The sequence below is a fragment of the Streptomyces sp. NPDC015346 genome (assembly GCF_043078785.1).
Lineage (GTDB): Bacteria > Actinomycetota > Actinomycetes > Streptomycetales > Streptomycetaceae > Streptomyces.
The window spans coordinates 356,713-372,040 of record NZ_JBIBTW010000002.1; the positions used below are offsets into that span (position 1 = coordinate 356,713).

The 15,328-nt window shown below is 71.3% G+C and carries 12 protein-coding genes; 3 read left to right on the plus strand and 9 right to left on the minus strand.

The genetic code is table 11. From position 1 onward, the window contains the following. Positions 1–2: 2 nt before the first annotated feature. From ACF06X_RS07585 to ACF06X_RS07595, 3 genes are all read left to right on the plus strand, one after another. Complete coding sequence (locus ACF06X_RS07585) at positions 3–4,736, plus strand: putative T7SS-secreted protein (protein ID WP_392286287.1); 4,734 nt, start codon at positions 3–5, stop codon at positions 4,734–4,736. Between the two features lie 29 nt (positions 4,737–4,765). Further along, on the plus strand, positions 4,766–5,410 hold the full coding sequence (locus ACF06X_RS07590; RefSeq protein ID WP_392286288.1) for a pentapeptide repeat-containing protein: 645 nt from the start codon (positions 4,766–4,768) through the stop codon (positions 5,408–5,410). Positions 5,411–5,493: 83 nt separating this feature from the next. Then, positions 5,494–6,327 (plus strand): class II glutamine amidotransferase, encoded by an 834-nt coding sequence (locus ACF06X_RS07595; protein WP_392286289.1) that lies wholly within the window; start codon positions 5,494–5,496, stop codon positions 6,325–6,327. A gap of 17 nt (positions 6,328–6,344) precedes the next feature. Here the strand turns inward: ACF06X_RS07595 and ACF06X_RS07600 are convergent, their stop codons facing one another. Genes ACF06X_RS07600 through ACF06X_RS07640 form a run of 9 tightly spaced genes read right to left on the minus strand, consistent with a single transcriptional unit; the run spans position 6,345 to position 15,326 of the window. Beyond that, a complete protein-coding gene (locus tag ACF06X_RS07600; RefSeq protein WP_392286290.1) occupies positions 6,345–7,031 on the minus strand; it encodes a hypothetical protein in 687 nt (228 codons plus the stop codon). Positions 7,032–7,044: 13 nt separating this feature from the next. Then, positions 7,045–7,560 (minus strand): hypothetical protein, encoded by a 516-nt coding sequence (locus ACF06X_RS07605; protein ID WP_392286291.1) that lies wholly within the window; start codon positions 7,558–7,560, stop codon positions 7,045–7,047. Between the two features lie 5 nt (positions 7,561–7,565). Then, complete coding sequence (locus ACF06X_RS07610) at positions 7,566–8,765, minus strand: MCE family protein (RefSeq protein WP_392286292.1); 1,200 nt, start codon at positions 8,763–8,765, stop codon at positions 7,566–7,568. Beyond that, on the minus strand, positions 8,762–10,093 hold the full coding sequence (locus tag ACF06X_RS07615; RefSeq protein ID WP_392286293.1) for an MCE family protein: 1,332 nt from the start codon (positions 10,091–10,093) through the stop codon (positions 8,762–8,764). Before ACF06X_RS07615 ends, ACF06X_RS07610 begins: the two co-directional genes overlap by 4 nt. Further along, on the minus strand, positions 10,090–11,247 hold the full coding sequence (locus tag ACF06X_RS07620; RefSeq protein WP_392286294.1) for an MCE family protein: 1,158 nt from the start codon (positions 11,245–11,247) through the stop codon (positions 10,090–10,092). Before ACF06X_RS07620 ends, ACF06X_RS07615 begins: the two co-directional genes overlap by 4 nt. After that, on the minus strand, positions 11,244–12,227 hold the full coding sequence (locus tag ACF06X_RS07625; RefSeq protein WP_392286295.1) for an MCE family protein: 984 nt from the start codon (positions 12,225–12,227) through the stop codon (positions 11,244–11,246). Before ACF06X_RS07625 ends, ACF06X_RS07620 begins: the two co-directional genes overlap by 4 nt. After that, positions 12,224–13,252 carry an MCE family protein gene (locus ACF06X_RS07630; RefSeq protein WP_392286296.1) on the minus strand — a complete coding sequence of 343 codons (1,029 nt, stop codon included), beginning with the start codon at positions 13,250–13,252 and terminating at the stop codon, positions 12,224–12,226. The genes ACF06X_RS07625 and ACF06X_RS07630 overlap by 4 nt, the downstream gene beginning before the upstream one ends. Beyond that, complete coding sequence (locus tag ACF06X_RS07635; RefSeq protein WP_392286297.1) at positions 13,249–14,502, minus strand: MCE family protein; 1,254 nt, start codon at positions 14,500–14,502, stop codon at positions 13,249–13,251. Before ACF06X_RS07635 ends, ACF06X_RS07630 begins: the two co-directional genes overlap by 4 nt. 5 nt (positions 14,503–14,507) lie before the next feature. Beyond that, positions 14,508–15,326: an MlaE family ABC transporter permease gene (locus ACF06X_RS07640; protein WP_392286298.1), complete on the minus strand. Its 819-nt coding sequence runs from the start codon at positions 15,324–15,326 to the stop codon at positions 14,508–14,510. Positions 15,327–15,328: the final 2 nt, after the last annotated feature.

Genomic DNA, 15,328 nt, shown 5'->3' on the forward strand with positions numbered 1-15,328 from the left:
CCGTGGGCTTCGGAGATTTCGTCAGCGACATCACCCCGGACGTCGTCGAGGACGCGGTCGAGGACGGTGTGGAGTGGGTCGGCAACCGCGTCGAGGACGCCGGCAACTGGACCGCCGACCGGCTGGAGGACGTGGGCTGGGAGTCCGGGGCGGACTGGGTGCGCGAGCAGTCCCGCTCGGTGGCCAACCGGATGGGCGCCGAGGTCGACGAGATGGACCTCGGGCAGACCGAGGACAAGACCAAGTTGATCTACGGCAGTCCGGCCAAGCTCCGCTCGACCGCCTCTCACCTGCGCGACCTCCAGTCCTCGTTCGACCAGGTGGGCAAGGGCCTCAAGGGTCTCGACTCGTCCGCCGTCAAGGGTGAGGCCGCGGACGCGTTCCGCGAGAGCGTGGCGATCGAACCACCGAAGTGGTTCAAGGGCGCGGACGCCTTCGGGAAGGCCGCCGACGCGCTCGCGAGCTTCGCCCTGACGGTGGAGTGGGCCCAGGGGCAGGCCCAGACCGCCATCGACAAGTGGAAGGCCGGCACCAAGGCGTCCGCGGACGCGGCCGACGCGCACAACAAGCGGGTCGACGACTACAACAAGGCGGTCGACCGGTACAACGCCCAGCCGTCCGACAAGCGGGACCCGTCCTCGCTGCCGCCGAAGCCGGGCGCCTTCAGCGATCCGGGCAAGGCGCAGATGGAGGAGGCACAGGAGATCCTCGCCGAGGCCCGCAAGCAGCGCAACTCCGCGGCGGAGACCGCGCGCACCGCCGTACGGGCCGCGAGGGACGCGGCCCCCGCCAAGCCCTCGTACGGCGAACAGGCCATGGACGGCCTGGAAGAACTGCAGGTGATGCAGACCCACTTCGGTGCCGGCATCGTCAAAGGCACCGCCGGCCTGGTCAGTTTCGTACGGAGCGTCAACCCGACCGACCCGTACAACCTCACGCATCCGGCGGAGTACGTCACCAGTCTGAACAGCCTGGCCTCCGGTCTGGTCCTGGCCGCCAACGACCCGTGGGGCACGGGCAAGCAGATGCTCGACAACTTCATGAAGGACCCCGCGGAGGGGTTCGGCCGGCTCGTCCCCGACGCGCTGCTGACCGCGGCGACCGGCGGTGCCGGGGGCGCCGTCAAGGGCGTGCGCGTCGCCGCGGAGGCGGCGGACATCGCCGGCGACGCCAACCGGGCCCGCAGGCTGCTCGACAACGCTCCCGACGGCACGCACAACCGGACCGACGGCCAGCGGCTCGTCGACGAGACCGACCCCGTCGACCTCGCCTCGGGCCGGATGTTCCTGCCCCAGACCGATGTCGTCCTGCCCGGCACGCTGCCGCTCGCCTTCACCCGGCGCGTCGAGTCCGGGTACACCGCCGGGCGCTTCTTCGGCCCGTCCTGGTCCTCCACCGTGGACGAACACCTGGAGATCGACGCGCGCGGTGTCGTCCATGTCACCGACGACGGCCTCCTGCTCACCTACCCGCATCCCGTACCCGGGGTGGCCACGCTCCCCGAGTCCGGCACCGTGCGCCGGATCCTGACGCGCGACGAGAGCGGCGACTACACGCTCACCGACCCGGGGAGCGGGCTTGCCCGCCACTTCACCGCGCCGTCCGGTGCCGAGCCGGGCGGCGACGGAGAGGCCTGGCTCGCCCGGATCACCGACCGCAACGGCCACCGCGTCACCCTCGACCGCGCCGAGGACGGCACACCGTTCGCCCTGGTCCACTCGGCGGGCTACCACCTCGCCGTCGCGACGCAGGACGGTCTGGTGACCGGCCTGGCCCTGCGGCTCCCCGACGGCACCGCGCAGGAGGTCATGCGCTACGGCTACACGGACGGCAATCTCACGGCTGTCACCAAACCCTCGGGCGCCACCCTCACCTTCGCGTACGACGACCGGCGCCGGGTGATCACCTGGATCGACTCCAACGACAGCCGCTACGACTACGCGTACGACGATCTCGACCGGGTGATCGGCGAGGGCGGCCAGGCCGGCCACGTCCAGCTCACCCTCTCGTACGGCCTCCCCGACCCCGCGACGGGCCACCGGGTCACCACGCTGACCACCGCCGACGGCCGCGTCATCCGCCATCTCATCGACGGCGCCTGCCGCGTCGTGGCCACCACCGATCCCCTCGGTCACACCACCCGCTTCACCCACGACGCCCGCGGAAACCTCCTGACCCGTACCGACGCGCTGGGCCGTACGACCGCGTTCTCGTACGACGAGGAGGGCCGGCTGCTCTCGGTCGTCCGCGCCGACGGCAGCCGGATCGGCACCGTCCGCGACGAGCGGGGCCTTCCGGTGGAGTTCACCGACGCGGACGGGGCGACGGTACGTCAGGAGTTCGACGACCGGGGCAACCTCACGGCCGTCACGGACGCCGCGGGCCTCACCACTCGATACGCGTACGACGACCGCGGCCATCTCGTCTCCTCCGTCGACAGCCTGGGAGCCGTGACCACGTTCCGCTGCGACCCGGCCGGACTGCCCCTGGAGGTCACCGAGCCCTCCCCCGCCGCCGGTGGGGAGACTCCCGGCGGCACCACCCGGTGCGAGCGCGACGCCTTCGGCCGGCTCACCCGCATCGTGGATCCCCTCGGCGCCGTCACCACCCTCGAGTGGTCCCCCGACGGCGAACTGGCCAGACGTACCCGCCCCGACGGCAGCACCGAGTCGTGGGAGTACGACGGCGAGGGCAACTGCACCGCCCACACCGACCCGGCGGGCCTGACGACACGTTTCGCCTACACCCACTTCGACCTGCTCGCCGCCCGCACCGGCCCGGACGGCGCACGCCACACCTTCGCGTACGACGCGGCGCTACGCCTCACCGAGGTCACCGACCCGCAAGGCCTGACCTGGTCCTACACCTACGACCGGGCCGGCCGGATGGTGTCCGAGACCGACTTCGACGGGCGTACCGTCGACTACACCCTCGACGCGGTCGGGCAGGTGACGGCCCGGCGGAACCCGACCGGCGAGACGGTGTCGTACGAGCGGGACGCGCTCGACCGGGTCGTCCGGAAGGACGCGGCGGGCGCCGTCACCACCTACGCGTACGACCGTGCCGGGCGGATGATCCAGGCCGCCGGCCCGGACTGCCAGCTGGTGCGGCAGTACGACCGCCGCGGCAACCTCAAGGCGGAACTCGTCGACGGCCGACCCCTCACGTACGGCTACGACGCCGCGGGGCGCCGCTCGCGCCGGGTCACCCCCACCGGGCACGTCACCACCTACGGCTACGACGCGTCCGGTCGCCTCACCGATCTGACCAGCGGTACGCACCGGATCGCCTTCGCCCACGACGCGGCGGGACGCGAGCTGCGGCGCGTCTTCGGCGACACGCTCGCGCTGGCGTCGACGTGGGACGAGACCGGCCGGCTGGTGGGACAGCACCTCACCGCCGGCGCCCGCACGGTCAACCGCCGCGCGTACACCTACCGCGCCGACGGCCACCTCACCGCGCTCGACGACGCGCTGCGCGGCTCCTTCCGGTACGGCCTCGACGCCGCGGGCCGGGTGACGACGGTGACCGCGGCGAACTGGGCGGAGGCGTACACCTACGACCCGGCCGGCAACCAGACCCTGGCGTCCTGGCCGGACGGCCACCCCGGCCACGAGGCGACCGGCCCGCGGAGCTACACCGGAACCACCATCACCCGGGCCGGAGCAGTGCGGTACGAGCACGACCTCGGTGGCCGGATCACACTGCGCCGGCGCACCAGGCTGTCCCGGAAGCCCGACACGTGGTGGTACACCTGGGACGCCGAGGACCGCCTGACGGCCGTCGTCACCCCCGACGGGACCAGGTGGCGCTACCGGTACGACCCGCTGGGCCGCCGTACCGCGAAACAGCGGCTGGCCGACGACGGCGAGACGGTCGTCGAGGAGGTCCGGTTCACCTGGGACGGCTCGACCCTGTGCGAACAGACCTCCACCGCCCCGGAGCTGCCCCGGCCGGTCGTCCTGACCTGGGACCACCGTCACGCCCGGCCGCTCGCCCAGACGGAGCGGATGCTCGCAGCGGACGCCTCCCAGGAGGCGGTCGACGAGCGCTTCTTCGCGATCGCCACGGACCTCGTGGGCACCCCCACCGAACTCGTCGACGAAACGGGCGAGGTGGCCTGGCACAACCGCGCCACGCTCTGGGGCACCACGACCTGGAACAGGGGCGCCACCGCCTACACGCCGCTGCGCTTCCCGGGCCAGTACTACGACCCGGAGACCGGCCTCCACCACAACTACTTCCGGCAGTACGACCCGGAGACCGCCCGCTACCTCACACCGGACCCGCTGGGCCTCACCCCGGCGCCCAACCCGGCCGCGTACGTCCACAACCCGTTCACCTGGTCCGACCCGCTGGGCCTCTCGCCGTACCGCGGACTGGGCCTCAGCGACGACGCGATGGCCGCCATCCAGAAACTGGAGAACATCAAGGAGGACCCGATCGGCCGCATCAACTCCGATCCGAACCACAACCACTACTCGGCGGCCCGGCGTGAGGCGGCGGGCGAGGTGGTGGCGCGCAAGGCGGACGGGACGCCTTTCGACCACGTCCAGGACCTCACCCAGGCGCAGCAGGGACTGGAGAACGTCCGCAAGATCCTCTGGAAGGAGATGGAGCGGCTGCCGGAAGGTATGACCGAACGAGGTCTCGAGGTCCTCCTCAAGAAGCACGACGAGACCGTCTACCACCTGGACCGTGTGAAAGGCTTCCTGCATCAGATCCAGAACCGGTGACGGAACGAGACGAACGGAACGCCTGACGCATGACCCCTCCCTCCGACGCGTCCGACGCGTCCGACGCGTCCGACGCATTCGACGAGAACAGTCACGCGACCGAGGTACGGGAGCGGTGGGCCCGGCCCGAGAACGGCTCGGTCCTCGCCGCCGTCCGGGACGCCCTGACCGGGGGCGGGGACTGGCGCGGCCTGCTGCGTGACTGGACCCAGCCGTGGGGCACCGACAACGACCTGGCCGGCATCCCGCTGGCGGGGGCCGACCTCTCGGGCACGGACCTGACGGGCGTCCACCTCGGCTACGCCGATCTGCGCGGCTGCGCGCTGACCGGCTGCGATCTCACCGACGCGTCGCTGACCGGCGCGGACCTGCGCGGAGCGACCCTGGTCGACGCGACGCTGACGCGGGTGAACGGCGGCCTGTGCGACCTCACGGCGGCCGACCTCAGCGGCGTCCACGCCGACGACGCCGTCCTCTCCCGCGCCCGCCTGGTCGGCACGTCCCTGCGGGGCGCCTCCCTGCGGGGCGCCAAGCTCGTCGGGGCCGACCTCACGGACGCGGACCTCTCGGAGGCGGACCTGTCGTCGGCCGTGCTGATCGCGGCGAGGACCGAAGGGGCGGTCATGACCGGCGCCCGCCTGGAGGGCGTCCGCCGCGGGACCCTGCGCCCCTGAGGTCGCGTGGCGTCCCTCAGGGAGGGAGCCGAGAATGAGAGCTGTAGGGATACAGGTGGTCACGGGGATGCAGGTGATCATGCATGTGCCGATGGCTCGCGTACTCGGGAACGCCCATGCTGCTCGACACCATCCTGTACAAACCCGACCACTCCCTGATCGATCAGAGCCTGCACGCCAAGATGGGTGTGGAGACCACGAACGGCGACGGGTTCGGCGTCGGCTGGTACACCCGGGAGGACACCACCCCGGCGCTGATCAGGGACATCGGCCCCGCCTGGAACAACCGCAATCTGCGGGAGATCGCCAATCACGTCCGCTCCCCGCTGTTCTTCGCCCACATCCGGGCGTCCACCGGCACGGCCGTGCAGCAGTCGAACTCCCACCCCTTCCGGTACGGCCGCTGGATGTTCATGCACAACGGAGCCATCGCCGAGTTCTCCCTCGTCCGCCGCGACCTCACGATGCTCGTCGACCCCACGCTGTTCTCGAGCATCGAGGGGACGACCGACTCCGAGGTGATGTTCTACCTGGCCCTCACCTACGGCCTCGAGAAGGACCCGCCGGGCGCCGTCGCCCGGATGGCGGGAGTCGTGGAGGACGTCGGCCACGACCACGGCGTGGACTTCCCGCTCCAGATGACGCTCGCGGTGACCAACGGCGAACGCCTGTGGGCCTTCCGCTACTCCAGCAGGCGCGCTTCCCGGTCGCTGTTCTACAGCAGCCGGGTGGACGCCCTGCGCAAGCTCCACCCCGATGTCGCGTTCCTCCGCGACATCTCCGAGGAGACCCGGCTCATCGTCTCCGAACCGCTCGGTGACCTCCCCGGCGCCTGGAACGAGGTCCCGGAGAGCACCTACGGCGTCGTCCAGCCCGGCACGGACGAGATGCGCCCCTTCGCCCCCCAGCCGGTATGAGGAGGGCGGGACGGTCGCTACAGCGCGTCGACGGCGCTCACCTTCCAGCCCCGCTCGGTGGGTACGAGCGTCATCCGCACGCGGTTGAGGTCGAGGCGGGGTGTGGCGACCTGGGTACTGATGGTGACCTGGTTCATGAAGAGCAGGACCACGACCTTCTCCGGGGAGGCCGACACGACCGAGGCCGCCGGGGCCGCGTCGCCGGTCGGGGGCTTGGCGACCGTGGCCTTGACGACGCCGTGGTACGTCCTGGCGGTGGGGGCGACCACGGTCGAGGTCGTCTTGCCGTACTCGTCGAGGAACGGGCCGGTGAGGTGGGCACGGGCGGCGGCGAAGTCGCGGTCCAGGTGGCGGTAGTCGTACGACAGGATCGCCGGGGCCGCCTTCCGGGCCGCGGCCAGCGCGGCCGTGCGCGCGGAGGCGGTCCGGTCGGCCTCGCGGTACTCCCAGCCGAGCGTGGCCGTGGCGGCCACGGCGAGCAGGACCAGGACGGCGAGCACCGCGCCGAGCATGCCGGGGCGCCGCCCGACCGCCTGTTCGGTGTCGGCGGCATCGGCCGCCTCGGCCCGTTCAGCGGTACGTTCAGCGGTACGTGCCGGCTCGACGCGGTCGGAGCCGGGCCGGCTGTCGTCCGCCTGACGGGCGCGTTCGGCGCGCTTGGCGGCGGCGCGGACGGTCGCGGATCGGAGGGTCTGGTTCGCCACGGTGGGTCTCCTGTCAGCCGACGAATTCGACGTTGGACGTCAGCCAGCGACCGTCCTCGCGGACGAGGTCGAGCTGAAGACGGTAGTTGCGGGACGTGCCCTCGGGCGCGGCCACGTTGGTGACCTTGCTGTCGGCCACCACCAGGACGCGTGCGGACCGGTCGTCGGCCCGGGCGATGCCCGCGTCGAGGACCTGTCCCTCGGAGACCGACTTGTTGTCGGCGACGATCTTCGTCAACTGCTTGGTCTGGGCCGCGAACTGCTTCTTGAAGTCCCCGGTCGCGCCGTTCAGGACGTTCTCGCTGTCCCGGGCGTAGTGCCGGTGGTCCAGCGAGGTGAAGTTGAGCGCCGACTGGCGGGCGGCGGCCAGGATGTCCTGGTTCCGCCGGTCCTCCTCGTGCCGTTCGTACACCCGCAGGCCGAGCCACGCGGAGGCGGCCGTCAGGGCCACGGCCAGGACGCCGAGGACGGCGACGGTCCCGCGGTGGCGCAGCGGCCGGGCCACGTGGGTGAGGAGTACGCGGATCATGCCGTTCATGCCATGGGTCCCACGAGCAGCCATTGCCAGGAGTCCTTTCCGAATACGGTCTTTGCCCCGCCCGTGGAGCCCATCCGCACGGATCGGCTCGACGCGGGAGCGGGGGCGTTCTGGGCGCCCCGGACGGAGGTTTCGCCGCCGCGTGGGGCGGCGCAGTGGGCGCCGGTGTTCGCCGGCCGGTCGGAGGTGTCGGCCGGGTCGCGGCGCTGGGTCCCGTACCCCTGGCGGCAGGGCGGGGGATCGTCGGCGTTGACGACGAGGCCGAAGTGGGTGGTGCCGTCGCCGGGGACGACGGTGTAGCTGCCGGAGACGACGACGGGGAAGGTGACCAGCGTCTGCTCCACGCCGGGCAGCCGGGCGAGCGTGATCTGGCCGCCGCTGATCAGGTTGCCGAGCAGGACCGGGAGGTGAGGCCGGTTGTCCTTCATCAGCGACTCCACCTCGCGGGCGGCGGAGGTCCCGTTGCCCATGAGGGCGCGCAGGTCTCCGTCGCTCGCCTTCAACTGGGCGGTGAGCGCGGCGAGGTCGCGGGAGAAGGAGGTGATCGAGGAGCCCTGGTCGGCCTGGGTCTTCAGGACCTTCCGGGAGTCCTCGATCAGCGCGATCGTCTCGGGCAGCGATCCGGACGCCGACTCGACGAGCGCGTTTCCCGAGTCCACCAGACGGGTCAGATGCGGACCGGTGCCGGAGAACGCCTTGCCCAGCTCGTCGACGGTGACCCGCAGGTCCCGCTTGTCCACCGACTCGACGAGCCGGTCCAGGCTCAGGATCATCTCCGTGGCGGGCACCGGCACGCGGGTGTGGTGGCGCGGGATGGTGCTGCCGTCGCGCAGTTCGGGGCCGCTCGCGGAGCGCGGCTGGAGATCCACGTACTGCTCGCCGACGGCCGAGCGGTTGGCCACCACGGCGAGGCTGTCCGCCGGGATCCTCGGGGAGTCCTCCAGGAGGAGCGCCACCGACACCCCGCCCGACTCCGTCAGGCGCAGGTCGCCGACGCGGCCGACGGGGACGCCCCGGTAGGTGACCTCGGCCCCCTCGTAGATGCCTCCGGAGTCGGCGAAGTCGGCCCGTACGGTGTATCCGCGGTCGAGGAGCCGGTCGACGAGACCGGTGTACTCGGCGCCGACGTAGGAGACGCCGACCGCGGTGACCAGGGCGAACGCGAGCAGCTGCGCCTTGACCGTACGGGTGATCACAGGACCAGCCCCTTCATCAGCAGCTCGGCGAGCGCGACATCGACGCCGGGCGGGAAGCGGCTGTCGCCCTGCGGCCGGTACGCGACGGGGTCGGTGGGGGCGCAGAGCGGCAGGCAGCCGAGGTCGGCGTCTCCACCGCCGCCCGTCCCCGGGGGCACCGGCGTGCCGGGGGTACGGGAGGGCTGCGGAGCACCGGGCAGCTCCGGGGCGGGAACGCCGGGGAGAGCGGGGTCGGGGAGCCCCGGCAGTCCCGGAAGCCCCGGCTGGGTCGGCAGTCCCGGCTGGGACGGTGTCCCCGGATTCGTGGGCGTCCCCGGAGACGCGGGTTCGTCGGCCAGGTTTCCGTACACACTGCGCAGGTCGAGGTCGGCGGTGACCTTGAGGTTGACGTAGTCGCCCTTGATCGCGTCGACGACGTTGCGCGGGAAGGGGTAGGTGGTGAGGAGCTCCAGCGCGTTGGGCAGGTCGGCACCGGCCTTGTTCAACTGCCGCAGGATCGGCTGGAGCGCGCGCAGGTTGGCGATCAGGTCGGCGCGCGAGGCGTTGATCACCTTCGTGCCGGTGGTGCCGAGCGCCGACAGCGAGGTGAGCATGGCGGTGAGCTTGGTCCGCTGGTCGGCGAGCACTTTGAGCGCGGGCGGCACGGTGGTGAGGGCCTGGGCGATCGTCGTCTTCTCCTTGGCGAGGGTCGCGGACAGCTTGTCGATGCCCTCCAGCGCCCGGACGATCTCCTTCTTCTGCGCGTCGAGGCCGCCGATGAAGGTGTCGAGCTCGGTGAGGAGGGACCTGACCCGGTCCTCGCGGCCTTCCAGGGCCTTGTTCAGCTCGGTCGTGACGGTCTTGAGCTGGGCGACGCCACCGCCGTTGAGCAGGGCCGACAGCGCGGAGAGGACCTCCTCGATCTCGGGGTTGCGGCCGGAGCGGGCCAGCGGGATCCTCGCGCCGTCGGTGAGCCTCCCGACCGGCTTCCCGGTCGGCGGCGCGGACAGCGACACGTACTTCTCGCCGAGCATGCTGGTCTGCCGCAGTTCGGCGACGGCGTTGCCGGGGAGCGTGACCGATCCGGCGACACGCAGCCGCACGCGCGCGTGCCAGCCCACCAGTTCGACCTTCTCGACCGCGCCGACGGTGACGTTGTTCACCTTCACCGTGGACTGCGGTACGAGGTCGAGGACGTCGCGGAACTCGACCGTGACCCGGTAGCTGTCGCCGTCGGCGGCGGCGCCGCCGGGCAGCGGAACGTCGTAGAGGCCGTTGAACTCGCAGCCGGTGGTCAGCAGGAGCGAGCCGGCGGCGGCCCACAGCGCGGCCTTACGGGGAGCTCTCATGTACGGGCCTCCAGGATTCCGCCGAGGGTCTTGTCCGTCGAGGGCGCTCCGGCCGCGGGGAGCGCCGCTCCGGTGACCGGGTCGGCCTCGGGCAGCTCGGGCAGGGAGTCGAACAGCTTCTTCAGGTTCCGGCAGTCGGCGGCCTTCCCCTTGCCCTCCTCGCCCGTCGTCTTCAGCAGCGAGCAGAGCAGGTCGGCCGGGTCGTGGAGCTGCTCGGGGTTGCCGCGGGTGTCGAGCGTTCCGGAGGCCGGGTTGTAGGCGTTCTGGAGGTTGGAGAGGCCGGCGGGGACGACTTCGAGGAGCTCTTCGAGGGCGGCGCGCTGGGTGACCAGCACGTTGGTCACCTTGGCGAGACCCTTCACGTCCGCGGTCAGTGCCTTCTTGTTCTTCTTCACGAAGTCGGACACGTCGGCGAGCGCCGCCGCCAGGTGGGTGATCGCGGCGGCGAGGTCCTTGCGCTCCCCGGCGAGTTGTTCGGCCACCTGGGCGAGGCTGGCGTTGAACGACCGGACGGAGGCGTCGTCGGCCGCCAGCGCGGCGGTGAACACCTGCAGGTTCCGCACGGTCCCGAACAGGTCCTGCCGGCCGTCCGACAGGGTGGTGACGGCCTGCGAGAGGTCCTTGACGGTCTGGTGCAGCTGTCCGCCCTGGCCCTGGAGGTTGTCGGCGCTGACGGCGAGGAGCCGGGACAGCGAGCCGTCCTTGTTGGCGCCCTGGGGGCCGAGCGCGTCCGACGTCGTGCGCAGGCTGTCGAAGACGCGGTCCAGTTCGACCGGCACGGCCGTGCGGTGCAGGGGGATGACGGCGCCACTCCTCATCGCGGGGCCGCCGCGGTGGACGGGCAGCAGCTGGAGGTAACGGTCGCTGACCACCGAGGAGTTGATGATCGCGGCCTTGGCGTCCGGCGGGACCTTGTGCTCGGCGGCGTACTCCAGCACGACGCGCACCCGGTCGCCCTCCGGCGTGATCTCCTTGACCTCGCCGATGCGGACGCCGAGGACGCGTACGTCCGAGCCGGGGTAGATGCCGACCGTACGGGGGAAGTACGCGGTCACCCGGACGCTGTCCTCCCGGGACAGGTGGACGACGGCCAGGACGGCGGCCACCGCGAGGAGCGTCGCCAGGGCGACGTGGCGAACGGTCCGCCTGGTCATCGTGAGCCTCCTGTCCGTGGGGCGACCGGCGCGGGTGCGACCAGGTTCTGGATGTAGCTGTCGAACCAGCGGCCGTTGCCGAGGGTGTTGGTGAAGACCCGGGCGAAGGGGGCGAGGAGCTGGACGCTGCGGTCGAGACTCGCCTGGTTGCGTTCGAGCATCCTCACCACGGTGTTGAGCCGGGTCAGGGCCGGTCCGATCGCCGCACGGTTGTCCCGTACGAGACCGGAGAGCTGGATCCCGAGGGCGACCGAGCTGCGCAGCAGCGCGTGGATGACCTGGCGCCGCGCGTGGATCTCCCGGAACAGCTTGTCGCCGTCCTTGACCAGCGTGGTGAACTGGCTCGATCTGTCGGCCAGTACACCGGTGACGCCGTTGGCGTGGTCGAGCAGTTCACGCAGCGCCTGGTCGCGGGAGGCCACGGTCCGGGAGATCTTCGACAGTCCCTGAAGGGAGGCCCTGACCTCGGCCGGCGAGTCCTCGAAGGTGGTGGAGAGGGTGTCCAGGGCGGTGGCCAGGCGCTCCTTGTCGATCTGTTCGGTGGTGGTCGTGAGGTCGCTGAACGCCTCCACCACGTCGTACGCGGGCACGGTCCGGCTCAGCGGGATCTCGGCTCCCGGCTCCAGCCGGCCGGACCCCTTGGGCTCCAGGGCGAGGTACTTCGCGCCCAGGATCGTCTTGATACGGATGGAGGCGCCGGTCCCGGCCCCGAGCTCCGGGTCGCCCTCGACCCGGAAGGTCACCTTGACGTGGTCGCCGGCGAGCTCGACCTCGTCGACCTTGCCGGTCTTGACGCCGGCGATCCGGACCTCGTCGCCGGGCCGCAGCCCGCCGGCTTCGGAGAAGGCCGCGCTGTAGGTGTCCCCGCCGCGGATCAGCGGCAGGCTCTCCACGTTGAACGCGGCGGCGATCAGCAGCGCGAGGGTGGTGAGGCCGGCGGCGCCGATCACCACGGGGTTGCGTTCGCGGAAGGGGATCATCGTCCGCACCTCGCCCGGGCGACGTGGAGTTCGGGGGTGATGACCTCGTTCGTCCTCGGCAGCACGATCCGGCCGTCGAAGTCGCAGAGGTAGAAGTTGAACCAGGAGCCGTACGACGCGGTGCCGGTCAGCTTGTCGAGTTTGTTCGGCAGCCTCTGCAGGACGCCCTCCACGGTCTTCTCGTGGTCGTTGAGGGTGCCGGTCAGGCGGGCCAGTTCGGCGATGTCGGTCTTCAGGGGCGGCCGGGCGTCCTTGAGGAGGCCCGACGTGGCCGCCGCCAGAGCGTCAATGCCGGCCAGCGACTCACCGATGGGCTTGCGGTCCGCCGAGAGGCCGGAGATCAGCCGCTGCAGCTGCGTGATCAGGTCCGAGAAGCGGGTGCTGCGCCGGTCCACGGTCGTCAGCACGGTGTTGAGGTGGGTGATGACCGAGCCGATCAGCTTGTCGCGTTCGGCCAGCGTCGTCGTGAGCGAGGCGGTGTGCGCGAGCAGGCTGCGGACCGTGCCGCCCTCCCCCTGAAGGGTCTTGACGATCTCGGTGGCGAGCTGGTTGACGTCCTCGGGGCTCAGCGCGGCGAACAGCGGCTTGAAGCCGTTCAGGAGCGCGTTGAGGTCGAGGGCCGGTTCGGTGCGGGAGAGCGGGATCCGGCCGCCCGGGTCGAGCCGCCTGCCGTTCCCCGCCCCTTCCGTCAGCGCGATGTACCGCTGCCCGACCAGGCTGCGGTAGCGGATGACGGCGCGGGTGCTGGTGAGCAGGGGGCGGTCACGGGAGACGGTGAAGGTGACCTCGGCCAGGGTCCGGTCCTTGATCCGGATCTCCTCGACCTCACCGACGCGGACGCCCGCGACCCGGATGTCGTCGCCCTCCTCCAGGCTCGTGACGTCGCTGAAGACGGCGGTGTACGTCTCCTTGGGAGTGAAGGAGAGATTGACGATGGTGGCGGCCAGGAGCGCGGTCGCCGCGATCGTCACCACGGCGAAGACGCCGAGCTTGGTCAGCTGCGGTGCTGTGGAGCGGGCGTTCACGCGTGACTCACCGCCGTTCCCCGTGCCAGCGGGCCGAAGAGAAGGGTGGCGACGGCCGGGACGTCGTCCGCGGCCACGCCCATGACGGGTGCCACCAGCGAGGCGACGGCGCGGTGTTCGGCCGGCGTGCCGGAGACCGGCCCGGCCGGAGAGCCGGGAGCGGCCGAACTCTCCGCCGACGTGCCGTCGTCGAGCTTGACCGGAGGAGCCGGTACGTGGGGGTGGGGCAGTCCTCGGCAGTTCGGGCCTGAGCGGTCGGCATAGCGCGGTTCCTCGCCGGGTCGGTACGGGGGTCGGGGGCGGACGAACTCCAGGGTGATGCGCATCTTCCCGCCCTTGAACGCCTCCTCGGACGCCGCTTCCTGGCGTACGAGTCCGGCCAGGAGACAGGGGTACTCCGGGGAGTAGCGGGCGAAGAGCGCGAGGGTGGGGCGGGAGACGCGCCCCAGGGTGATGATCCGGTCGGCGTTCTCGTCGAGTACGCCCTTCGTGGTCCTCGCGGCGGTGGTGGTCGAGCCGAGCAGCGAGGAGAGCTGGTCCTGCTTCTCGACGACCGTGCGGCTGGTGGTGAGCGTGTTGTCCAGGATCCGCAGCAGGTCGGGCGCGGCCTCGCCGTACACCTCGGCCACGTCGGCGAAGCGCGAGATGTCCTCCTTGAGGGACGGCAGGTGCGGGTTGAGCCGGCGCAGATAGGCGTCGAGGCGGGTGAGGTTCTCCCCGATGTCGTCACCACGCCCTTCGAGCGCGGTGGCGAACGCGGAGAGGGTGGCGTTGAGCTTGGCGGGCTGCACGGTACGGAGCAGCGGCAGCAGGTCGTTCATCAGCCGCTGCAGCTCGATGCCGACCGTGGTGCGGTCCTGGGTGATGACGTCGCCCGCGCGGATGTGCCGCGCCGAGGGTTTGCCGGGCGGCGCCACCAGATCGACGTACTTCTCCCCGAACAGGGTCTTCGGCAGCAGCCGGGCGTGGACGTCGGCCGGGATGAGGGTGACGTGCTCGGGCTTGAGCGCGATGCCGAGCGTCGCCTTCTCGCCGTCGGCCCGCACCTCGCGGACCTCGCCGACGAGGAGGCCGCGCAGCTTGACGTCGGCGCGGGGTTCGAGCTGGTTGCCGAGGGTGTCGGCCTCCAGGGTGATCCGTACGACGGGGGTGAACGCCTGCTGGTAGACCGCGACGGAGAGCGAGAGCAGCAGGGCGATGGAGGTGACGAAGACGATCCCGTACAGCCTCAGTCTGATGGTGCGACGCATCGGCCCTACCCCGCTATCCGTACGGTCGTGTTGGCGCCCCAGATGGCCAGGCTGAGGAAGAAGTCGAGGAGGTTGACGGCCACGATGGAGGTCCGCACGCCGCGGCCGACGGCGACGCCGACGCCCGCCGGGCCGCCGCTCGCGTAGTAGCCGTAGTAGCAGTGGACCAGGATGATCACGAGGGCGAAGACGATCACCTTGCCGAAGGACCACAGCACGTCGACCGGGGGCAGGTACTGCTGGAAGTAGTGGTCGTACGTCCCCGCCGACTGCCCGTAGTAGCCGGTGGTGATGGTCCGGGCGGCGAAGTACGAGGAGAGCAGGCCGACGACGTACAGCGGGATCACCGCCACGAAGCCCGCGATCATCCGCGTGGTGACCAGGAAGGGCAGCGACGGGACGCCCATCACCTCCAGCGCGTCCGTCTCCTCGCTGATCCGCATCGCGCCGAGCTGGGCGGTGAACCCCGCGCCGACGGTGGCGGAGAGCGCGAGCCCGGCGACGAGCGGGGCGATCTCCCGGGTGTTGAAGTACGCGGAGAGGAACGCCACGAAGTTGGAGGTGCCGAGCTGGTTGAGCGCCGCGTACCCCTGGAGGCCGACCTCGGTGCCGGTGAAGAAGGAGAGGAAGGCGATGACGCCGACCGTGCCGCCGACGACGGCGAGCGCGCCGCGGCCGAAGCTGACCTCGGCCAGCAGCCGCAGGACCTCCTTCTTGTAGCGGCGCAGGGTGCGGCCGGTCCAGGCGAGGGAGCGGCCGTAGAAGACCAGCTGGGTGCCCAGCTCCTCGAGGGAGCGCAAGGGGCGGTCGAGAAGTCCTCGCACGA